Source organism: Ferruginibacter albus, from assembly GCF_020042285.1.
GTDB classification, from domain to species: domain Bacteria; phylum Bacteroidota; class Bacteroidia; order Chitinophagales; family Chitinophagaceae; genus Ferruginibacter; species Ferruginibacter albus.
In genome coordinates, this window is sequence record NZ_CP083388.1 from 1,043,391 (window position 1) to 1,067,782 (window position 24,392).

The following is a 24,392-nucleotide window of genomic DNA, read 5'->3' on the forward strand; positions in this document are numbered from 1 at the left end:
TAAAAATGCAGCCTTGGTACCTTCGAGCGCTTATTTCAAAATATGCTTATGATAAAGAAGTTCAGGTACTGTGTGATGATCGCTTTATTGCTAATCTTCTCACCATCGGTTTTTTCACAAACACAACAAGCAACAGATTCAATTCCGGCAAGTGATTCAATTGCAAGAAAAGTGGATTCAACACTTTTGCAGAATGCACAAGATAATCAGGTGGATAATATCCCCGTAATTACTTTGGATGATGATGCATCGGATGGCTCTGCGCAGAATATTTCATCGCAATTAACGGCCGGTAGAGATCCTTTCTACAATGCGGCAAGCTATCAATTCTCTGATGTTCGTTTTCGCATAAGAGGTTACGACGCTGATCTGTTTAATACTTATATCAATGGTGCTCCTATGGAAAACCTGGATAACGGGTTTACACCTTACGGCTTATGGAGCGGATTGAATAATGTATTTCGTAATCGCCAGTCTACATTAGGCTTAAAGCCTACCAGCTATGCTTTTGGAGATATTGGAAGTAATTCTTTCATAGACACACGGGCATCACATCAACGCAAGCAAACAGAAATATCGTATGATGTTTCTAATAAATCATATACACATCGTCTTATGTTCAGCCATTCAACAGGCTTGAACAGTAAAGGATGGGCATTAACAATAGCCGGTTCAAGAAGATATGCAGCTGAAGGATATGTAGAAGGAACCTATTATGATTCATGGTCCGGATATCTTGGTATAGATAAAAAGATCAATGATAAACATCTGCTTTCTTTAGTAGGGATTTTTGCACCAACAGAAAATGGTTTACAAGGCGCTACTGTTCAGGAGATGTATGACCTGGCAGGTACTACAAGATATAATCCTTACTGGGGATATCAACAAGGTAAAAAAAGAAATGCCAGAGTTTCAAAAGTTTCTCAGCCTTTGATTATTCTTACACACGATTGGAAAATAAGTGATAAAGCTTCCTTGTTAACAGCAGCATCAACTTCATTTGGCGATAGAAGTGTAAGTAGTATCGATTGGTTCAATGCGCCTGATCCTCGTCCTGATTATTATAAATACTTGCCTAGCAATTTTAATAACGATCCGGCAATGATCGCTTCATTTAAAAATAATGAAAACTTACGCCAAATAAATTGGGATAGAATGTACAATGTCAATTATGAAAATTTTGACACGGTCCATAATGCCAATGGTGTAGCAGGCAATACAGTTGCCGGAAGAAATTCTAAATATGTTTTGTATGATAGAGTAACGAATACTACGCGTTATAACATCAATACTACACTTAATGCCAAGCTGGCTTCTTTTATTGACCTGGCTGGAGGGCTAACGTATGAAATGCAGAAGAGTGAATATTACAAGCAATTAACTGATCTGTTAGGTGGCGATTATCTTACTGATTTCAATTCTTTTGCAATGACGGATTATCCGGGCAATCCTAACTACTGGCAAAATAATTTATTAACTCCTAATCGTGTAGTGAAAGTAGGAGATAAATATGGGTATGATTATGCCATTAACGTAAATAAAGGTTCAGGATGGGCACAAACATCTTTTAAATTACGTAAAGTAGATTTTTATATTGGAGGTCAATATAGCTATACGCAATTCTGGCGTACCGGTTATTATATGAACGGGATCTTCCCGGACAATTCTTATGGAGAATCACAAAAATATACGTTTAACAATTTTGCAGTTAAAGGAGGTATAACTTATAAGATCAATGGTCGTAGCTATCTTTTTGCAAATGGAGAGTATTCAACCAAAGCTCCCTACTTTGCTAACTCTTATATCTCTCCGGAAACAAGAGATTTTATACAAAATAATTTAAAGTCAGAAAAGGTAAGTACTGTAGAAGCTGGCTATGTAATGAATGCACCTAATGTAAAACTTCGTTTAAGCGGTTATTTTACACAGTTTAAAGACCAGGTAGATGTATTGAAATTGTATGATGATAGTTCGCAGGCTTTTGGAACTTTAGCATTGAACAATATCGGTAAGCAACAATACGGGATGGAACTGGGTGGTGAGATAAAAGTATATAAAGGGCTTACTGTAAATTTTGCTGCGGCAATGGGAAGGTATTATTATAATACCCGCCAAACGGCTACTACTACTAATGATTATAGCGCTACAGCCCGTAGAACCGATACGGTATATTCTTTAAATTTTCATGTACCAACACCGGAAGAAGCTTACACAGTTGGATTAGAATATCGTTCGCCTAAATATTGGTTTGTAAACCTGAATGTAAATTATTTCAGAGATATGTGGGTGCAGTTTAGCCCGCTTAGAAGAACAGCAGAAGCTGTTGGAGCAGTACCTAATGGCGCATTGGTTGAGCCGGGATCTTATCAATGGAATACAATTATTAATCAAACCGTATTACCACCTGCTTGTACAGTGGATTTGTATGCAGGATATTCCTGGAAGATAAACCGCAAATTCAGATCATTGAAGAAACCAACTTATTTGAACTTTAGTTTAAGCGCAGATAATATTTTAAACAACCGCTTTATTACAGGGGGTTATGAGCAATTGCGCTTTGATTACTCGACAGACAAAAACGTTAACAAGTTTCCGCCAAAATATTTTTATAGTTATGGCACCACTTATACAGCTAGTATAGGTTTGAGATTTTAATTGAATGAAAAACATCTAATAAAACAAAGATTATGAATACTTTTTTGAAATCACTAACTGCAGCAGCGACGGTTATAGTTGCGATAGTTATTATCAGCTCTTGTAAAAAAGATTTTGATTCACCACCGGTGCCTTCATATCCTAATGTAGATACAATGCGTACGATCAGCATTAAAGATCTGAAAGCAATGCATCAGAAAGGGCATGTAGAAGCAATAACCGGCGATTCGGTAATTGTAGGAACCGTAGTAGCAGATGATAAAAGCGGAAACTTTTATCAAAGCGTGATAATTGAAGATGAAACAGGTGGTATATTGATTCGTATGGCAGGTTCAAACCTGTATACACAATATCCTGTAGGTCGTAAAGTGGCTGTTAAATGTAGCGGCTTATACATGGGCGATTACAATGGGTTGATACAATTAGGTGGCGGTATTGATAATACATCTACTCCTCCCGGTGTAACATTAATTGCAAATGGGTATTTTGATAATTACGTGGTAAAAGGAAGCTTGTACAATCCTGTAGTTCCTACTACTGTAAAAATAGCAGACCTTGATGATAGCTATCAAAACATGCTAATTAAAATAGATAGCACAGAATTTACAAGTGCAGAATTAGGCAGTACTTATGGTGATCCTACCAGAACAGTATCTGCAGTGAATTTTGATATAGAAAATTGCGGAGGCGATATCATTACATTGCGTAATAGTAGCTATGCAAATTTTGCAGCTATACAAGTGCCACAAGGAAAAGGTAGTTTGACCGGTATTTATGGTGTTTTTGGAACATCTAAACAAATACAAATAAGAGATACTACTGATGTACAATTCTATGGACCTCGTTGCGATGGAAGTACTGGTAATAACGGTGGCGGTGGAAATCTTAACCCAAAAATGAATTTAGTAGATTTAAGAGCATTATATACAGGTACAGATATTAAGGTTACAGGAAATTATTCTATTGGAGGTATTGTTATCGGTACAGCCAGTGGCGGTAGCTTATCAACAGGAAATATAGTAATACAAGATGGTGATTATGGCATTTCTGTATACTTTGGTAAAGCGGTTAGTTATAACTTGGGCGATTCAGTATTATTTAATATTACAGGCGACTCTTTAATAAATTATAAGGGTTCTTTAGAAGTAAAAGTTATTGGATCAGCTGCTGTTTCAACTCCTGCACATAACCAGGTTATTACTCCAAAAGTAATGACAGTAGCAGAGATAAACACTGCTTTTGGCGCTGCTTTAGGCTCATCTATCGAAAATACTTTGGTAAAAATTAAAAGTGTCACGGCATCACCTGCAGGAGCTACTTATGCTAATACAAAATCATTTTCAGATGGCAACTCCATTGCTTTCTTCACAAGAGATGCAAGTTACAGCAGTAGCTCGTTGCCAAGTGGAGGCTGCTACGATGTAGTAGGTATTGTTACTCCATTTAGCAATAAACCGGAAATAAAATCAAGACTTGCTAGCGACGTTACTGTAGGCTCTAATTGCAGCGGCGGCGGTGGAGGTGGTGGAACAACACCAACCAAAACGGTTGCACAACTTCGTGCAATGTTCCCGGGTTCAAATTATACTATCCCTTCAGGAACGGTTATTTCAGGTATTGTAATTTCAGATGCTGCTAATAAAAATGTAACTGCAGGTTCTGTTATTCTGCAACAAGGTAATAGTGGTGTTATGATTTATTTTGGAGGAACAATTTCACTTAACGTTGGTGATTCTATAGTAGTAGATGTAAGTGGATTTTCACTGGAAAAATATAATAATGCATTGGAAATATATACGCCAGTAGGAACTACTGTGCCAACTGCCGTTGGTTCACGTACTATTACTCCTGCAGTAATGACAATAGCAGCTTTAAAAACAAGCCTTGCCCTTCCATTAAGTGATCCGGGGAACGTAGAAGGTACCTTAGTGCAAATTGCAAACGCTACAGCCACTCCTGCCGGTACTTATAAAGGCAATAAAACGCTTACAGATGCTAGTGCTAACATGACATTGTTTACAGGCTCTTCTGCAACTTTTGCAAATGATAATATGCCAACTGCTGCTAAAACATGGACGGGTTATGCACTTAACTATACATCAGGTCCTGAATTTATTATTAGAAACCCGGCAACTGATGTGCAATAATTAGGCAAACATCTTTAAATAATTCAAAGTCTCCTTTTGGGAGACTTTTTGTTTTATCCGGCATGTTGGTGTAAAAATTTTGTAATCATACCAAAAACCACGTATTTTTATAAAGATTGCTGCCATAAGGAATCATCAACCTTCAACCAATTTATTTATGGCAATACGTGTAGCAATCAACCACAAAACCACTTACCATTACGATCGCCCGGTATTTCTATCGCCTCATATTTTTCGTTTACGTCCTGCTGTTCATTCCAGAACAAAAATTGAATCGTATTCTTTAAAGCTCACTCCTAAAGATCATTTTATTAACTGGCAGCAAGATCCATTTGGTAACTACCAGGCTCGTGTAGTATTTCCCGATCAGACAACAGAGTTATCTATTGATGTAGAAGTAATAGCAGAGTTAGTAGTAATAAATCCTTTTGATTTTTTTGTAGAGAGCTATGCGGAAAAGTATCCATTCAAATACGATGGACAATTAGCAAAAGAGCTCATTCCTTATTTGGAAATAAAAGAGAACGGACCGTTGCTGCGTCAATGGCTAATGAGCATTGATCGTTCTAACTCTATGCCGATCGTTGATTTTTTAGTAATGCTGAATCATCGCTTGAACAAAGACATTAGTTATTCGATTCGTATGGAGGCGGGCGTACAAACCTGCGAAGAAACATTAAGCCGTAGGATTGGTTCCTGTCGTGACTCTGCATGGTTATTTGTGCAGGTATTGCGTTACATGGGATTAGCGGCACGTTTTGTTTCAGGATATTTAGTGCAATTAAAACCTGATATAAAATCCATTGATGGTCCATCAGGACCTGAAGAAGATTTTACCGACTTACATGCATGGACAGAAGTATACATACCCGGAGCCGGTTGGATCGGCTTGGATCCAACATCCGGATTATTTGCAGGCGAAGGGCATATCCCTTTAGCATGCACTCCCGATTATGTAAGTGCTGCACCGGTTGTAGGACTGTCGGATGTTTGCGAGACCACCTTTTCATTTTCCAATACCGTTACTCGAGTACATGAAGATCCTCGAGTTACCAAACCTTTCAGCGAAGAGCAATGGGCTGCTATCAATGCTGTAGGAATGAAAGTAGACGAAGACCTGGAGAAAGGTGATGTACGAATGACAATGGGTGGTGAACCAACTTTTGTTTCTATTGATGACATGGAATCAGCGCAATGGAATACGGCTGCTGATGGAAAAGAGAAACGGATTTTATCGCATGACCTGATCTTTCGCTTACGTGAAAAATTTGGACCTTCCGGATTGATACATTACGGACAAGGTAAGTGGTATCCCGGCGAACCCTTGCCCCGCTGGCAATATGGCTTGTTCTGGCGCAAAGATGGTTATCCGATCTGGAGAAACATCGACTTGATTGCACATGAAAAAACAGCAAGAAAATATACACCAAAAGATGCGCAGGCTTTTGCAACAGAGCTGGCAAAACATTTAGCGGTTAGCCCGGATAATGTAAGCGCCGCTTACGAAGACAGTTTTTATTTTTTATGGACAGAAGGAAAAAATCCTGTGAATGTTGATCCTCTAAAAACGAATTTAAAAGACTCTTCAGAACGAAGAACATTGGCGAAGCTATTAGACAAAGGATTGGACGAGCCGGTTGGTTATGTGCTACCTATTCAATGGAATTACTGGAATAATAAATGGTTAAGCTGTCAATGGAAATTTAACCGGGAGCATTTGTTTTTGATACCGGGCAATTCACCAATAGGGTTACGCTTACCATTAGACTCTTTACCTGTTATTGCCAAATCAAAAGTACCGCAACAAGTAGAACGCAGCTTATTTGAAGAATTACCCTTACTGGATTTTTTTCATGAAAGTATAACAGCCCGTTATGGAATGGTGTATGAAGCAGCGCCACCAACAATCATTCAAACTAAAAAAGAAAGTTTTAAACGAACAGAAAAACAAGCGGAAGTATTACCTGCATGGAGAGCGGAACTGGAAAAGATAAAAGCAGATGCAGAAAAACAAAAACAGGAAAAAGAAGACAAAGGAATTGAGAAAGAAATTTTGTTTGAAGTACAAACCGTTAAAACAGCGTTAAGTGTTGAAGCAAGAGAAGGTATTATCTACATCTTTTTACCACCGCTGCAATATTTAGAGCATTACTTGGATATGGCGGCATCTATTGAAGCTACGGCTGCCAAGCTTAATATGCCGGTACGTATTGAAGGGTATGAGCCACCAAGAGATTATCGTGTAGAACGTTTGGTTGTTTCGCCCGATCCGGGAGTTATTGAAGTAAATATTCATCCTGCGAAAACATGGAAAGAGTTAGTACATAATATAGATATACTATTCCAGGAAGCTACCTTATCAAGGTTAGGCACTGAAAAATTTATGCTCGATGGTCGGCATACGGGAACAGGCGGCGGTAACCACATCACTATCGGCGGCGCAACACCTGCCGATAGTCCGCTTTTACGCAGACCTGATTTATTACGCAGCTTAATTACTTACTGGCAGCATCATCCCGGCTTATCGTATTTATTTTCCGGTGCGTTCATAGGTCCAACCAGCCAGGCGCCACGTATTGATGAAGGGCGTGATGAAAAGCTATATGAAATGGAAATTGCTTTCGACCAGATTCCTGATGATGGCTATGTTCCGTTTTGGTTGGTAGACAGGATTTTCCGTCACTTATTAACCGACATCACCGGTAATACACATCGCTCTGAATTTTGTATTGATAAATTATATTCTCCTGACTCTTCTTCCGGAAGGCTTGGTATTTTGGAGTTTCGTGCATTTGATATGCCGCCGCACAAGCACATGAGCATGGTGCAAATGCTGTTGATACGTGCATTGATCGCTATGTTCTGGAAGAAACCTTACAAACATGACCTGGTAAGATGGGGAACAGAGTTGCATGATAAATTCATGTTACCACATTATGTGGCAGAAGATATAAAACAAGTGGTGGCAGATCTAAACGATGCAGGATATCCTTTTCAGGTGGATTGGTTTGATACGTTCTTAGCATTCCGTTTTCCGCATTATGGTTCAGTACGTGTTCAGGGTATTGATATGGAGCTAAGCATGGGTATTGAACCCTGGCATGTATTGGGTGAAGAGATGTCGAGCACAGGTACCGCACGTTTTGTTGATTCATCATTGGAACGTGTGCAGGTAAAACTAAAAAACTTTAACGGCGACCGTTATGCGCTTTTATGCAATGGCTCCCGTGTGCCGTTAAAAGCTACTGATATAAAAGAAGAATTTGTTTGCGGCGTACGCTATCGTGCGTGGCAGCCGCCTTCTGCATTGCATCCAACTATTGGTGTTGATACACCGTTGACATTTGATATTGTTGATATGTGGAATAGCCGCTCTATTGGAGGTTGTACTTATTATGTTTCGCATCCGGGAGGAAGAAGCTATAATACGTTCCCTGTAAACAGCTATGAAGCAGAATCAAGGCGGGTAAGCCGTTTCGGCGATACATCACATACGCAACAAGTATTAGAGCATCGCCAGTATTTAAGCATCGTTGAACATTTTATTCAGGAAAACAATAATACATTCCTTTGTGATGCACCACCGCCATTGGTAAATAAAGAGTATCCGTATACGTTGGATTTGAGACATTTTTGGAAGCGGGGAAAGTAGATTTTTGTTACCGGCAGTTGTATTTCTATTAAGCAGTGTTGTGTCACTCACTTGTGCTGAGTTTTTTTATTCAACTTTATTTATCTTACTAATCATTTGAGTTGAAATAAGAATGATTGGTAATTCTATTGTATAAATCATAATTCACTCAACAATTTTTTTATAAAACTGTTACACCAACCATCAAACTATAAATATGAGTCAATTATTTTCTCCGATCACAATAAGAAATATCACTTTTAAAAACAGGATAGTAGTTTCACCGATGTGTGAATATTCATCAGAAGATGGTTTTGCTACTGACTGGCATTTAGTGCATTTGGGAAGCCGTGCTGTTGGCGGCGCTGCATTGGTAATACAGGAAGCTACAGCTGTTTCACCGGAAGGAAGAATTACCTATGGTGATCTGGGAATATGGAAAGATGAGCATATAGAAAAGCTGCAGCAAATAGTTTCTTTTATTCATGCACATGGCGCAGTAGCCGGAATACAATTAGCACATGCAGGGAGAAAAGCCAGTCATGAGCTGCCATGGAAAGGAGGGAAGCTTATTCCACAAGGAACAGAAAATAGCTGGCAAACAGTTTCCTCCAGTGCAATTGCATTTAGCGAAGGAGATGAACTGCCGCTTGCTTTGGATAATGCAGGCATTGATAAAGTGATTAACGATTTTGTAGAAGCTGCTAAGCGTACTTTCAAAGTAGGATATAAAGTAATTGAAATACATGCGGCACATGGCTATTTAATTAGCCAGTTTTTGTCGCCACTAACCAATAAAAGAACAGATGAATACGGTGGTTCGTTTGAAAACCGTATACGTTTATTATTGCAGGTAGTAGAAGCAATAAGAAAAATATGGCCACAGGATTATCCCTTGTTTGTTCGCATTTCTGCTATTGATTGGGCTGAAGGTGGATGGGATATTGAATCATCTGTTAAACTGGCGGCTATTCTAAAAACAAAAGGTGTAGACCTGATCGATACTTCGTCCGGGGGTGTAGTAAAGCATCAGAAAATTACAGTTGAACCCGGTTACCAGGTTGGTTTTGCAGAACAGGTAAAAAAGGAAGCTGGTATTTTAACCGGCGCTGTAGGATTAATTACGAATGCGCAACAAGCGGAAGATATTGTAACTAGCGGTAAAGCAGATATGATACTATTGGCAAGACAATTTTTGCGTGACCCATATTTTCCTTTGCATGCAGCACATGAATTGAAGGCAGATATTGCTTGGCCGATCCAATATGAAAGAGCGAAGTAATTATAAACTTACAAATGCATCTAAAAAGCTGCTGATGTATCGATGCTGATTTTCTATATGCAAAGGCAATAGTTCATTCATCTGTTTTTCAGGTTGTATATAAGGTGCAATTTTTAATTCATCCCTGTCGTGCTCCGTTAAACTTGCCAATAAATTTTCTTCCACTTCAGGATGGAATTGGAGTGCTGCTATATTGTTACCAATAGCAAAACCCTGTTGTAGCGTGGCTTCTGATTGAAACAGTTGTATCGCATTTTCTGGCAGATCAAATGTATCTCCATGCCAATGAAAAGTGGTAAATTCTTCAGGAAGATCTTTTAACAAAGCATGCTTTTTATTGGCTTCTATCTTTTTTACTTTCCACCAGCCAATCTCTTTTTGCGTGTGTGGGTAGACGTTACCACCCAAAACAGCTGCAATGATCTGGCAGCCCAAACAAATGCCCAACACTTTTTTGTTGGCATCAATAGCTGCTTTTACAAATTGTCTTTCTACTACCAGCCATTCAAATTTATCTTCATCATAAGCACCCATTGGCCCACCCATCATTACCAGCATATCAAAGCTCTTTAAAGAAGGCAATGTTTCATTATTATAAATATGAGTAATAGAAAAACTATGTCCGTTTTGTTCTGCCCATTTGCCGATGTAGGCAGGATGTTCGAATGGAACGTGCTGAATGAAGTGTATTTTCATGGTTATAATAAAAGCTTAATAAAGATAAAACATACAATAGAGTTTCAACAACCCGAAATTCAAATAACATAACGATGTTGAGTAATGAACATGTGGTGGTGTAAGATCAGTACATTGTTTTATCCATTTTATTCTTCCAGGCTTCGAAAACTTTCAGTGCTTCTTCTCTGCCAATTGATCTCATCGGGATTTTTCTTTGTTCGGTGCTTTGGCTCAGCTCTTCATATATCATCGAATCATCAAAGCCAATTTCTGATGCATCGCCTCTTGAATTACCGAAATAAACAACTTTCGGTCTTGCCCAGTAAATGGCACCCATGCACATAGGGCAGGGCTCGCAAGAGGTATATATTTCACAATCCTCCAATTGAAAGGAGTTTAAATGTTGGCAGGCATCCCGTATGGCAACTACTTCTGCGTGGGCGGTAGGGTCGTTGGTAAGCAGCACCAAATTGTTGCCTCTGCCTACTATTTCATCGCCTTTTACAACAATGCATCCAAACGGGCCGCCTTCATTATTAGTCATTCCCTGGTGCGAAAGCTTAATAGCTTCCAGCATAAATCGTTCTTCTCTGGTCATATCTTATTAAAATTCAACAGGTAAATATATAAAAAACTGTTCGTGAACGTTTGCATTTGGCAATTCATTATTCTTTCAGAAAAAACCTAAAATATCCGTAATCTGTAGTATCTTCGCACTCCAAATTTGACTGGCTATTGTATGAAGTTAACAGGTCCTTTCATAAAGTGTATGTGTTGCGGCTCCGGCTCATCGTGCTAAACTAAAGTTTATGCACCAACCGCAACAACAATAAACAATTTCCTGAAAATTTTATTATTAATTAAATGACACATACACTTAAAGATTTTACTTCCGAATTACTCCATCAAACAACTGGACTAAGTGTCCCGGACACATTGACCTTGCTCACAAATAAATTTCCCGGAAAAGTAACTTTTTCTACCAGCTTTAGTTTCGAAGACCAGGCAATTGCTCACGCTATCTTAAGCCAGAATTTGCCTGTATCAATTTTTACATTGGATACCGGTCGCATGTTTGCAGAAACCTATTCTGTTTGGAACAGCACCAACGAAAAATATCAGACACATATAAAAGGATATTATCCTAATGCAGAAAAACTACAGGAGTTTATAGAAGCAAAGGGACCTAATTCTTTTTACGAATCGATTGAGAACAGGAAAATGTGTTGCGGCATTCGTAAAGTAGAGCCTTTAAAAAGAGCCTTGGCAGGTAATGAAATATGGATTACAGGCTTGCGTGCCGAACATTCTCCAGAGCGTCATGATCTGCAATTGTTTGAATGGGATGAGGGCAATCAAATTATAAAATACAATCCATTACTTCACTGGACCACAGAAGAAGTTTGGAAATATATAAACGAAAACAATATTCCTTACAATCCCTTACACGATAAAGGTTTTGTAAGCATTGGCTGTGCGCCGTGTACACGTGCTATTCGTCCCGGCCAGGATTTTAGAGCCGGACGTTGGTGGTGGGAAGATGCATCAAATAAAGAATGTGGCTTGCATGAAACCAGTGCAGCTGTTAAACAATAAAAGAGATGAGTAAGTATCAGTTAGATTATTTAGATCAGTTAGAGTCGGAATCTATTCACATTTTTCGTGAAATAGCGGGGCAGTTCGAGCGCCCGGCTTTGTTGTTCTCGGGAGGTAAAGATTCAATAGTGATGGTGCATTTGGCATTGAAAGCATTTCGCCCCGGAAAATTTCCTTTTCCGTTAGTGCATATCGATACGGGTCATAATTTCCAGGAAGCATTGGATTTTAGAGATGAACTGGCAAACAGCATTGGTGAAAAATTGATCGTTAGAAATGTAGAAGATACGATCAGAGAAAAAAACCTTACAGAACCTAAAGGGAAATTTGCAAGCAGAAATGCATTGCAAACATTTACATTGTTAGATACTATTGAGGAATTCAAATTTGATGCTTGTATCGGCGGCGCAAGAAGAGATGAAGAAAAAGCAAGAGCGAAAGAAAGAATTTTTTCTGTAAGAGATGAGTTTGGTCAATGGGATCCAAAATTGCAACGTCCGGAATTGTGGAATACGTACAATGGACGCATACATAAAGGAGAGAATGTTCGTGTGTTTCCCATTAGTAACTGGACGGAATTAGACATCTGGAATTATATCAAAAGAAATAACATCGCATTGCCTTCTATCTATTTCGCACACGATAGAGAAGTGTTGGAATACCAGGGACAATATATAGCAACATCTAAGTTCATACAAATTGAACCGGAAGATAAAATTGCTATAAAGAAAGTAAGGTACAGAACTGTTGGAGATATGACATGTACTGCAGCCGTTGAATCTAGTGCGTCTGATTTGGATGGAATCATCAATGAAATTATAGCAACCAAAACCAGTGAACGCGGCGAAACAAGAATTGATGATCGTGTAAGCGAAGCGGCGATGGAAGATAGAAAGAAGAGCGGGTACTTTTAAATTAATAATTAGTAATTAAAAATTAAGAATTGACAATACGTCATTCTAAATTAAAAATATAATGGACATACTACGTTTTATAACTGCAGGAAGTGTTGATGATGGCAAAAGCACATTGATCGGTCGTTTATTGTACGATAGCAAATCTATCATGATCGATCATTTGGAAGCGATAGAAAAGCAAAGTAAAAATAAAGATGAAGGTGAAATTGATCTGGCTTTGCTGACAGATGGTTTACGTGCAGAGCGTGAACAGGGAATTACCATTGATGTTGCGTATAAATATTTCTCTACGCCAAAGCGCAAGTTCATTATTGCAGATGCGCCCGGGCATATTCAATATACCCGTAACATGGTAACGGGTGCCTCCAACTCAGACCTGGCAATTATTTTGGTAGATGCAAGAAATGGTGTGGTGGAACAAACACGCCGTCATTCGATCATTACATCGTTATTAAATATTCCGCATGTAGTGGTTGCTATTAATAAGATGGATCTGGTGGATTATTCACAGGATGTATTTAATAATATAGTGTTGGATTATTCTGCTGTTGCCAAAACATTGGGATTAAAAGATATCACTTACATACCAATGAGCGCTTTAAATGGCGATAACATTGTAGAGAAATCAGAAAAATTTCCATGGTATGAAGGCGAATCTTTGTTACATTTTTTAGAGAATGTAGAATTAACAAATGATATTAATTATACGGATGCAAGATTTCCGGTACAGTATGTAATTCGTCCGCAAACAGAAGACCTGCATGATTATCGTGGCTACGCCGGGAAAGTGATCAGCGGAGTGTATAAAGTAGGAGATAAAATTACCGTGCAACCTGCAGGCTTGCAAAGCACTATTAATAAAATTGAAGTAGGTGGCAAAGAAGTGCAGGAAGCATTTGCACCACAAAGTGTGATCTTGCATTTAGCAGATGATATAGACATTAGTCGTGGAGATGTGATTGTACAAAATAATAACCAACCTAGTGTAGAAAATGAATTGGAAGTATTTTTATGTTGGATGGGTAGCAAACCGTTAAAGGCCGGTAACAAATATTTGTTGCAAATAAATAGTCGCCTGGTAAAAGCAGTAGTACGTGAAATAGAGTATAAGTTAGACGTAAATAGCTTGCAACAGGAAGCAGCGCCGGAAACAGTTCAATTGAACGATATTATAAAAGCAACTATTAAAACAGCAACGCCAATACCATTTGATTCATACAAAAAATTGCGTGTAAATGGCGGCGCTATTTTAATTGATGAAACAAGCAATGTAACTGTTGGAGCTTGTATGATTCAATAAAATTATATTCTTAATTACTAATTAAACAGCATGAGCACTTTTATAAAAGAATTGTTAGCAAATCATAAAAAAGCAATGACTGCTTTTCCTGATAACGTTTTGGCTAAAGAGTTCATCGATAAGTTTTTTGATTTCTTATTCATTCCTCATCCGCAACGTAAGCAGGCTGAGTTTGAAATGGAAAGAGAATTTGAATCGCTGAAAAGTTACTTGTCTACATTAATATATGATGTAGTGGCTGATGGTGATAAAACACAGGCAATCGCTAATGAGTTTTTTAACGAAGTGCCGAAGATCTATAAAATGTTATTGGAAGATGCGCAGGCTGTATTGAATTTTGATCCTGCTGCAAAATCAATAGAAGAAGTGTTGGTGGCTTATCCCGGGTTTTATGCAACAGCAGTGTATCGTTTTTCACATCAATTATATAAATCAGGAGTAAAAATATTGCCAAGATTTTTTTCTGAATATGCGCATAGTAAAACAGGTATTGATATTCATCCCGGCGCTACCATAAGCAATTCATTTTTTATTGATCATGGTACGGGTATTGTAATTGGCGAGACAACTAAAATTGGAAAGAACGTAAAAATATATCAGGGTGTTACATTAGGTGCATTGAGTGTAAGCAAGGATAAAGCAAAAACACAGCGTCACCCGACCATTGAAGATAATGTAACCATTTATTCGGGTGCAACTATATTGGGAGGTGAAACAATAATTGGTCATGATAGTGTGATAGGAGGTAATGTTTGGTTAACTAATAGTGTGTTACCGTTTTCTGTGGTGTATCATAAAAGTGAAGTAACGATCCGTGATAAAAACCCTTTGCCGGAAGCATTGAATTTTGTGATCTGAAGGAATATAGGAGAGCAAGGGTATGCCGCACAAGTGAGTGACACAACAATGTTCAACAAAGAAACAAAAGCTGATAACATAATAAATACAATGAAAGCAAATAATATCTTAGAAACAATTGGCAATACGCCGCATGTTAAGATCAATCGTTTATTTGGAAATGATCATGAAGTTTGGATCAAGCTGGAAAAAAACAATCCGGGTGCAAGCATTAAAGACCGTATTGGTTTGGCGATGATCGAAGATGCTGAGAAAAAAGGGATACTTACTAAAGACAGCGTGATCATTGAGCCAACCTCGGGCAATACCGGTATTGGTTTGGCGTTGGTGGCTGCCGTTAAGGGATATAAAATTATTTTGGTAATGCCTGAAAGTATGAGCATTGAACGCAGAAGATTGATGGCATTATACGGCGCTGAATTTGTTTTAACACCTCGTGAAAAAGGAATGAAAGGTGCTATTGAAAAAGCAGGTGAATTAGTTGCGTCTACGCCTAACAGCTGGATGCCACAACAATTCGATAATCCTGCCAACACAGAGATACATCGTAAAACAACCGCACTCGAGATCATGAATGATTTCCCGGATGGATTGGATTATATCATAACAGGTGTTGGAACAGGTGGGCATATTACCGGGGTTTCGGAAGTATTGAAAGCAAAATTTCCTAAGCTAAAAGTTATTGCTGTTGAACCTGAATTGTCTCCCGTGATCAGCGGCGGAGCACCAGGCCCGCATCCATTGCAAGGCTTAGGTGCCGGGTTTATCCCATCTATTTTAAATACAAAAGCATTAGATGGTGTAGTGCAGGTAGGCAAGGATGAAGCATTTTCATTTGCACAACGTGCCGCTAAAGAAGAAGGTATTTTAGTCGGCATTTCGACGGGTGCAGCATTAGCAGCTGTAGCAAAAAAATTAGCGGACATTCCCAAAGGTTCAAAAGTATTAACCTTTAATTATGATACAGGAGAAAGATATTTATCAATTGAAGGATTATTCTAATAAACAGTAGTATGTCAGCCTGAGCTTATCAAAGGCTAACCCAATACAAAGCAGATTGAAAACTGAAAGTAAGCATATCGGAAAAGTAATATTAGCAGCAGCCGGTCCCGGTGACCCTGACCTTATAACGGTTAAGGTTGTACGCTATTTGCAAAAAGCCGATGTGATCTTAACAGACAGGTTGGTAAGTGAAGAGATATTAAAAAGATATGCCAACAAATCTGCCAGGATCATATGTGTAGGCAAGCAATACAATGCACCGGAATCAATATCTCAAACAGATATCAATGCCATGCTTTTGCAATATGCACAGGAAGGTAATTTGGTAGTACGTTTAAAAGGCGGCGATGTTTCCATCTTCTCTAATATATTAGATGAATTGGAAACGTTGGCAGATAATAATATACCGTATGAAGTAATACCCGGTGTTACTGCAGCTTTAGGTGCAGCAGCATATGCAGGTATTCCGCTTACAGCAAGAGGGCATTCAACATCGGTTCGTTTTTTGACTTATTATAAGACTGATATTGTAACAGATGAATATTGGAAAGAGTTGGCGAATACAAAAGATACATTGGTCTTCTACATGTCTTCGTCTACGCTAGATAAAGTAGTAGCTAAGCTGATAGAAAACAATATTGCAGAAGATAAATTATTGGCAGTAATAGAACAGGCTACAACGCCTTTGCAAAATGTACGTGTGGTGAACCTGTATGAATATGCGCAACAATTTGAAAATGAAAAATTTGTTTCGCCTTCATTGGTGATAATAGGTAAAGTAGTGGCATTGCATGAAAGATTTGCATGGCTAAGCAATCAACAAACAAAAGAAAATTATTTTAAAGCAGTAAACGGAGATACAGACGCAATCACTAAAATTATTAAAGAAATAGAATATGCTGGGTGAACCGAAAAAGAAAATTTTTCTCGATTTGATCAATAGCGCTTCTAAAGAAGAATTGATTTGGATGAATGGCTATTTGAATGGTGTAGTAGGTAGTAATCAGCCTGCAGAAACGCCGACTGCAGCTACGTCTCCGGCTGTAAGTAAAATAACTATTTTGTACGGTACAGAAACCGGCAATTCTAAAAAACTGGCTACCGACTTTGCTGCCAAAGCAAAAAAGAATCATATCAATGCAAAGGTTTTCGATATGAATCAATATCGTTTAACTGATCTCCCAAAAGAAGAATATTTATTGGCAGTAGTAAGCACACACGGTGATGGCGATGCTCCTGAAGCTGCCAAAAAATTCTACGATCATATACATAGCAACGGCTTTAAATTAGATAGGCTTAAGTATAGTGTATTGGCATTGGGCGATACATCATATCCATTATTTTGTAAAACGGGCGAAGATGTAGATATCCAATTTGGAAAATTAGGAGGTAAACAAATTGTGCCTTTACAAAAATGTGATATTGAATATGAAGAGGATGCTAACAAATGGTTCAACGAAGTTTTGAAAACTTTGGTAGGCTCCGGAAATGGCACTACTGCTGTCTCTCACGCTTCACCTGCTGCGGCTCCTGCACATGGCGGCGTATCTTTAAAGAAAACAGGCAAGCAAACATACGAAGGCAATGTATTGCTGAATATAAATTTGAATGATGAAGGTTCTAACAAGGAAACCTATCATATAGAAATTGCTGCAGAAGGATTAGAATATCAATGCGGTGATAGTATTGGTATTGTTCCTGAAAACCCTTCAGATGTAGTTACCTCAATTATTTCTAAGACATGGGCTGATGGTAACAAGATCGTTACTTATAAAAATGAAAAGACAACTATCTATGAATTGTTGAAACGTAAGATCAATATTATTCATTTAACTGACCGTTTGGTAAAACAATATGCGGATGTAACAGGACATGCAATTCCTGCAGGAAGAGCTGATCTGTTAGACCTGGTAAATAAATATCCTGTAAAGAGTCCTGCGCAGTTTGAAGAAATTTTATTGGGTTTAAATCCTATTGCGCCACGTTTATATACCATTGCTTCATCGCCTGCTGCACATGAAGGCGAAGTGCATGTCATTGTTGCAAAAGATGTATATGACGTTAACGGACAAACGAAGTTGGGATTGTGCTCTGATTATTTGAGCAAATTGAAAGCGAACGGAAAACAAAAATTCTTTGTTCAGCCAAATAAACGTTTCCGTTTGCCGGCAGAAGATAAAGATATTATCATGGTTGGTCCGGGTACAGGTATTGCGGCGTTCCGTTCTTTCCTTGCGGAAAGAGATGCGACGGGCGCAAGTGGAAGAAGCTGGCTGTTCTTTGGTGAGCAACATTTTGCATCGGACTTTTTATATCAAACAGAAATACAGAACTGGCACGAAACAGGCGTGTTGACAAGAGTGAACGTGGCTTTCTCCCGTGATCAGAAAGAAAAGATATATGTACAACATAGAATGTTGGAACATGGCGCAGAATTATTCGCATGGTTAAATGGGGGAGCTTCATTCTACGTTTGCGGTAAAAAAGATCCAACCAGTGTAGATGTTGAAAATACATTGCTGCAGATAATAGAAAAATACGGCAGCAAATCATCGGAAGATGCGAAGAAATATTTGGAACAATTGAAAGAAGAAGGACGTTACGAAAAAGACGTTTATTAAAGCGAATGGCTTCTACAAGCTCAGCCTGACCAACTTGGCAGAGTAAAATTAAAACTGTCAGCCTGAGCTTGTAGAAGACGATTTATAAGAATAAAACTAACAACCAAATAGGTTTGTATGAGCGATAAAAATAAATTAACATCCATTGAAGGCATCAAAACAAAAAGTGATGCGTTACGTGGTACCATTAAACAAAGTTTACAGGATGAAATTACCGGCGCTATTCGTGAAGACGATAAAGCGTTGATCAAATTTCATGGCATGTATGAGCAGGATGACAGAGACAGAAGAGAAGAACGGTCTGCAAAAAAGCTGGATCGTCTGTATTCATTTATGATCCGTTTGCGTTTACCGGGCGGTTTCTTAACTGCCGATAAATGGATAGCGTGTCATGAAGTAGCAGGAGAAAACTCAACTGGTGTAATAAAAATTACAACACGCCAAACAATACAATTGCATGGATTGGTGAAAGCTAAAATTAAACCAACCATACAAGCATTCAACGAAGCTCATTTGGATTCCATTGCTACTTGTGGAGATGTGAATCGTAATGTATTGTGCGCTTCTCATCCTAATCAATCACCTATTCATGATAAGATCTTTGCTTATGCAGATAAGATCAGCGAAGCGCTAAAACCTAAGACCAGAGCTTATTACGAGATTTGGTTGAATGAAGAAAAGCTGGTGGATAAAAATGTAGAAGAAGATCCGTTATACCAGGATAGATACTTACCTCGTAAATTTAAAATAGCTATTGCTATTCCGCCAAATAACGATACTGACGTATTTGCAAATGATATTGGTTTGATTGCAATTGTTGAAAACAATGAATTAAAAGGTTTCAATATTGCAGTGGGTGGCGGTTTGTCAACTACTCACGGTAATGCAGAAACGTACGCAAGAGTAGGTACTGTAATCGGCTTTACAGATACTGAAGAAAAAACCATGAAAGCCATCTACGAAATATTAACGGTGCAGCGTGATTTTGGGAACAGAAGCGATAGAAAGCTGGCTCGTTTAAAATATACCGTAGATAGAATGGGTGTTGAAAAATTCAAAGAAGAATTAGAAAAGCGTATCGGCTTTAAATTAGAAGAACCGAAACCGGCCTCCTTTACACACCGCCAGGATCAATATGGTTGGGAAAAAGGATACAACGGACTTTGGTATTACACTGTCTTCGTAGAAAACGGAAGAGTGTTGGATGATGAAAAACTTGCATTAAAAACAGCTTTACTGGAAGTTGCTAAAACTAAAAAGTCTAACTTCTTATTTACTGCTAATCAAAATGTGATCGTAAGTGATGTAGCAGAAAAAGATAAGAAAGAGATCAATGCTATTTTAGAGAAATATAAAATTACGGAGCATACAGATAAGGCATCTTTAGTACGCAAAAATTCTATTGCTTGTGTGGCGTTACCAACCTGCCCTTTAGCATTAGCAGAGGCGCAACGTTACATGCCAACATTATTAACTAAGATAGAGAACCTGTTGTCAAAATATGAATTGAGTGATGAAAATATGATCATTCGTATGACCGGTTGTCCTAATGGTTGTGCTCGCCCTTATTTGGCAGAGATTGGATTTGTTGGAACTGGTCCTGGCAAGTACAATTTACATTTGGGAGGTGATCATCAAGGTCAGCGCTTAAATAAGATCTATAAAGAGAATTTAGATGAAGCCGCTATACTCGGGCATTTGGAAGGATTGTTCTTTCAATTTAAAAAAGACAGGCATAAAGCTGAGACCTTTGGTGACTTTGCGATAAGAAAGCAATGGGTACATTATTAAACTTTTATTATAAACGAATTATAACAGTCATATTCAGTATGACTGTTTTTTTGTGTGCCATGCAAGCACAAAAAACAATTGCGCATACCAATATGGTGTGGCTGGGTTATAATAATACGCTTCAGTTGAATGATCGTTTTTCTATTGTCAGTGAAGCACAACTACGTACGAGAGATAATTGGATGGATCATTGGTCGCAATTATTAATACGTAGCGGGGTGAGTTATGGTATTAATAAGAAATGGTCAACAGCGGCTGGTTTTGCATGGTTTAGCAATGTGCAATATGTTGGGAAAGAAGCATTGTTTAAAAATGAATGGCGTCCCTGGGAAGACCTGCAATTAAAAACCAAGATTGCAAATGGGGTACTTACGCAGCGTTTGAGGTTGGAGCAGCGTTTTCTTCAACTGGTTAGCAATAACCAATTGAGCTCACAATATGAGTTTGTTTTTCGCACACGTTATCGTATTGATGCATTGTTTCCAGTAAATAAGCAATGGCAAGCCGGAATAGGAAATGAAATTATAGTCAATCCACAGTTTATTAAGACCTACCGTTTCTTCGATCAGGAGCGGATTTTCGCCATCTTAAATAAAAAATTTTCCCGTACTATTTCATTGCAATTAATGCTGATGGAATTGATACAGAATAAAAGTTCTATTGTAGATGAAGATCAAAACATCTTCCGGCTCACCCTTTTTCATCAAATAGGCTTTAAACATCCTGCCGTTCCTGCTACTAAAAACGAGGAATAATACATCTTTCCTTAAGGATTTAGTTATGCTGAATTTTATTAATCTATTGCTTTGGTGGACTATTTTAAAATAATTCCCTATAAATTTGGTGGACTAATAAGTTTAACATTATCTTTGCGCATCATTACAAATTATGAAACAACTGCATTTTAATTATACTATCTCTTTTGGCAAGCAAAATAGTTGCTGTTGTCCCGGCGGGACTATATAATCTTAACTAACATCCTTAACCAAATTTTTTTTAAACAAATACTCTACTAAATTAATAGACAAATGAAATATTTACTTACCACCATTCTAACCTTGTTTATCGCAATAAGTTCCTTTGCACAGGGAGCTTATACTATCTCCGGGAAGATATTGGATTCAACCAATACCCAGGTATTGCCCGGCGCAACCATAAAAATCAAAGGAACCAACGTAGCAACCGCTGCAAAAGAAGACGGAAGCTTTATTATTAAAGCATTTCAGCCATTGCCAATAACATTGGTAATTTCTTCTGTAGGATATAAAACACAGGAGTTTGTGGTGTCTAATACTTCTTCTTCTAATTCTTTTTCTTTATACGCACAGAACCAATTGGCAGGGCAAGTAGTTGTGTCTGCTTCAAGAAGATCTGAAAGTATTTTGAAATCACCTGTCACTATTGAAAAATTAGATATCCGGGCAATTAAAGAAAGCCCTTCTCCAACCTTTTTTGATGCATTGGAGAACTTAAAAGGTGTGCAAATGACCACATTAAGTATTGGTTACAAAGTACCTAATACACGTGGGTTTGCAGGTACTACCAATTCACGTTTCTTACAAATGGTAGATGGAGTTGATAATATTTCTCCGGGTATTGGGGCGCCCGTAGCCAATGCGGTTGGTCCAACTGAATTAGATATTGAAAGCGTGGAATTGATCCCCGGCGCTGCTTCTGCAGTATATGGCTTAAACGCTATTAACGGTATCTCTAACCTAAAAACAAAAAATCCATTTAAATATCAAGGCTTAAGTATCTATGCAAAAGAAGGCGTGAATCATGTTGATGGCAATGTTGTTGGTCCTTCTTTGTACCAGGAATATGCGATACGTTTTGCAAAAGCGTTCAATGATAAATTTGCGTTTAAAATAAATGCTGCTTATTCTCATGGAACAGACTGGATAGCAGATGATCAAACAGATCAATATGCTTCTTTCCCTGCTAATAAAACTACCAATGGCTCTTTAGGTTTGCCAACCGGTGTTTACAACCCGGGAGCAGACCTGGTAAATCGTTATGGCGATGAATACAATAGTGATCTGCAAAGCGTAAAATTAGCAGATGGTAAAACGTATGATATCAGCAGAACTGGCTATACTGAAAAAGATTTGACAAACTACGAAGTAAAAAATACTAAAGTAGATGCATCATTATACTATAAATTCAATTCTGACTTACAAGCATCTTACACTTATCGTATTGGTACAGCAACTAATAATTATCAACGTGGTAACCGTATCCATTTGGATGGAGAACAAATTCAACAACATGCTTTTGAAATAAAAAATAATGATTTTTTTGTAAGAGCATATTACACACAAGAGAATACAGGTCCGAATTCTTTCAACTTCCGTCCTTTAGCAGAAAATATTGATTTAGCATTTAAGAAGCCAACACAATGGTATAATGATTTTAAACAAGGTTTTGCCAACAATTATAATGGTAGCAATACGCTGGATGCGTTAACGGCAGCAAGAGCTTATGCAGATAGTGGAAGATATCTTCCGGGAACTGCGAGATTCGACAGCGTAAAAAATAAGATCATTCATACGAATAACTGGGATACAGTAGGAGCGCAGCTTTTATTAAAATCATCTTTTTATCATATAGAGGGTCAATATGATTTCAGCCATTTCTTTTCTAACAAAAGCTGGCAGTTGTTAGCAGGTGGTAACTATCGTCAATATACTGTTACTCCTGACGGAAACAACTATATCAATCCTGCAGTGTTAAAAGATCCTACACAGGCTGATGTTGATTTCTCTTATTATAACTACGGTGGTTTTATACAAGGAACTAAAAAATTAGCGGATGATAAATTGAAATTGATCGGTTCGATCCGTGTAGACAAAACAGAGTATTTTGATCCTAAAATAAACCCACGTATCGCAGCAGTTTATTCACCAACTGAGTTAAGTAACTTCCGTGTTTCATGGCAAAATGGATATCGTTTCCCGACATTGTTTGAAGGTTTTGCTTTCGTAAATAATGGTGGAGTAAAACGTTTGGGTGGTTTACCAATCACAGCCGGACCAACACAGGCATTTGAAAATTCTTACCTGAATAGCTCTGTTACAGCATTTAACAATGCAGTAAATAAGGATGTGAACAGCGCTAATCCTATTACAAAAGATTCAGCAATACGTAAAGAAAAAGGCTTATTGGTTCAAAGCACTTATTCTTATATTCAGCCTGAACATTTGAACTCGTTTGAAGCAGGTTACAAAGGTGTTCTGTTGGATAATAAATTGTTTGTTGATATGGATTTCTATTATAATCAATACAACAACTTCATTGGTCAATTGGATGTTACACAACCATATCGCGGTATCATTGGGCAAACAGGTGGAGCAAATGACAGCGTAGCCAATTACATTAACGCCGGTGGTGGCAAAGTGAAAAAATATAAATTATGGACCAACTCAAAAAGTAATGTAAGCAATTATGGTTTTGACATTGGATTGAACTATAATTTTTCTAAAACCTATAACGTTGGTGCAAACGTAGCCTTTGCAAAATTAGACCAGGTTTCTTCTACTGATGCGTTCACTCCCGCGTTCAACACGCCACAATGGATCACCAACATTTCATTTGGTAACCGTGAAATATTTAAGAACACAGGCTTCAACGTAGTTTGGCATTGGCAGGATGCATTCTATTGGAACAGTCCTTTGGCAACAGGTATAGTGCCTGCATACAGCACTTTAGATGCACAAGTTAACTATCGCATTCCTTCAGCAAGCACCACTATTAAATTAGGTGGTACTAATATTCTTAACTACTATCACGTACAATACATAGGCGGTCCATCAATTGGTGGTTTCTATTATGTGTCGTTTACGTTTGATGCTTCAGGGTTGAAAGCAAAAAAATAGTTTTTAGTTTTAGTTTAAAAGATGACCGGCGTTAAATTT

Annotated in this window: 16 protein-coding genes; 14 read left to right on the top strand and 2 right to left on the bottom strand. The window is 38.1% G+C overall.

Translation table 11 applies throughout. The features are described 5' to 3' along the window. The first annotated feature begins 48 nt into the window (after positions 1-48). From K9M53_RS04635 to namA, 4 genes are all read left to right on the top strand, one after another. A complete protein-coding gene (locus K9M53_RS04635) occupies positions 49-2,655 on the top strand; it encodes a TonB-dependent receptor (protein WP_224018459.1) in 2,607 nt (868 codons plus the stop codon). Positions 2,656-2,687: 32 nt separating this feature from the next. Continuing rightward, on the top strand, positions 2,688-4,802 hold the full coding sequence (locus tag K9M53_RS04640; protein ID WP_224018460.1) for a DUF5689 domain-containing protein: 2,115 nt from the start codon (positions 2,688-2,690) through the stop codon (positions 4,800-4,802). Positions 4,803-4,959: 157 nt separating this feature from the next. Continuing rightward, positions 4,960-8,454: a transglutaminase family protein gene (locus K9M53_RS04645; RefSeq protein WP_224018461.1), complete on the top strand. Its 3,495-nt coding sequence runs from the start codon at positions 4,960-4,962 to the stop codon at positions 8,452-8,454. Between the two features lie 196 nt (positions 8,455-8,650). Next, the gene (namA, locus tag K9M53_RS04650; protein ID WP_224018462.1) at positions 8,651-9,715 is read left to right on the top strand and encodes an NADPH dehydrogenase NamA; all 1,065 of its coding nucleotides are present in this window, start codon (positions 8,651-8,653) and stop codon (positions 9,713-9,715) included. Here the strand turns inward: namA and K9M53_RS04655 are convergent, their stop codons facing one another. After that, on the bottom strand, positions 9,716-10,411 hold the full coding sequence (locus K9M53_RS04655; RefSeq protein ID WP_224018463.1) for a type 1 glutamine amidotransferase: 696 nt from the start codon (positions 10,409-10,411) through the stop codon (positions 9,716-9,718). 106 nt (positions 10,412-10,517) lie between these two features. Continuing rightward, complete coding sequence (locus K9M53_RS04660) at positions 10,518-10,991, bottom strand: nucleoside deaminase (protein WP_224018464.1); 474 nt, start codon at positions 10,989-10,991, stop codon at positions 10,518-10,520. 266 nt (positions 10,992-11,257) lie between these two features. Here K9M53_RS04660 and K9M53_RS04665 point away from each other — a divergent pair, with 266 nt between their 5' ends. From K9M53_RS04665 to K9M53_RS04710, 10 genes are all read left to right on the top strand, one after another. Continuing rightward, positions 11,258-11,989 (top strand): phosphoadenylyl-sulfate reductase, encoded by a 732-nt coding sequence (locus K9M53_RS04665; protein WP_224018465.1) that lies wholly within the window; start codon positions 11,258-11,260, stop codon positions 11,987-11,989. 5 nt (positions 11,990-11,994) lie between these two features. After that, a complete protein-coding gene (cysD, locus tag K9M53_RS04670; RefSeq protein ID WP_224018466.1) occupies positions 11,995-12,903 on the top strand; it encodes a sulfate adenylyltransferase subunit CysD in 909 nt (302 codons plus the stop codon). 61 nt (positions 12,904-12,964) lie between these two features. After that, positions 12,965-14,206, top strand: a complete 1,242-nt coding sequence (locus K9M53_RS04675) for a sulfate adenylyltransferase subunit 1 (RefSeq protein WP_224018467.1) — start codon at positions 12,965-12,967, stop codon at positions 14,204-14,206. 30 nt (positions 14,207-14,236) lie between these two features. Further along, positions 14,237-15,064, top strand: coding sequence for a serine O-acetyltransferase EpsC (gene epsC, locus K9M53_RS04680; RefSeq protein WP_224018468.1), 828 nt, complete (start codon positions 14,237-14,239; stop codon positions 15,062-15,064). 90 nt (positions 15,065-15,154) lie between these two features. Beyond that, complete coding sequence (cysK, locus tag K9M53_RS04685; RefSeq protein WP_224018469.1) at positions 15,155-16,066, top strand: cysteine synthase A; 912 nt, start codon at positions 15,155-15,157, stop codon at positions 16,064-16,066. A 55-nt stretch (positions 16,067-16,121) separates the two neighbouring features. Continuing rightward, a complete protein-coding gene (gene cobA / locus K9M53_RS04690) occupies positions 16,122-16,973 on the top strand; it encodes a uroporphyrinogen-III C-methyltransferase (protein WP_224018470.1) in 852 nt (283 codons plus the stop codon). Next, positions 16,963-18,687 carry a diflavin oxidoreductase gene (locus tag K9M53_RS04695; RefSeq protein WP_224018471.1) on the top strand — a complete coding sequence of 575 codons (1,725 nt, stop codon included), beginning with the start codon at positions 16,963-16,965 and terminating at the stop codon, positions 18,685-18,687. The genes cobA and K9M53_RS04695 overlap by 11 nt, the downstream gene beginning before the upstream one ends. A gap of 117 nt (positions 18,688-18,804) precedes the next feature. After that, positions 18,805-20,478: an NADPH-dependent assimilatory sulfite reductase hemoprotein subunit gene (locus tag K9M53_RS04700; RefSeq protein ID WP_224018472.1), complete on the top strand. Its 1,674-nt coding sequence runs from the start codon at positions 18,805-18,807 to the stop codon at positions 20,476-20,478. 38 nt (positions 20,479-20,516) lie between these two features. After that, entirely contained in the window at positions 20,517-21,233 is a 717-nt protein-coding gene (locus tag K9M53_RS04705; RefSeq protein ID WP_224018473.1) for a DUF2490 domain-containing protein, read from the top strand. Between the two features lie 273 nt (positions 21,234-21,506). Beyond that, the gene (locus tag K9M53_RS04710; protein WP_224018474.1) at positions 21,507-24,353 is read left to right on the top strand and encodes a TonB-dependent receptor; all 2,847 of its coding nucleotides are present in this window, start codon (positions 21,507-21,509) and stop codon (positions 24,351-24,353) included. Positions 24,354-24,392: the final 39 nt, after the last annotated feature.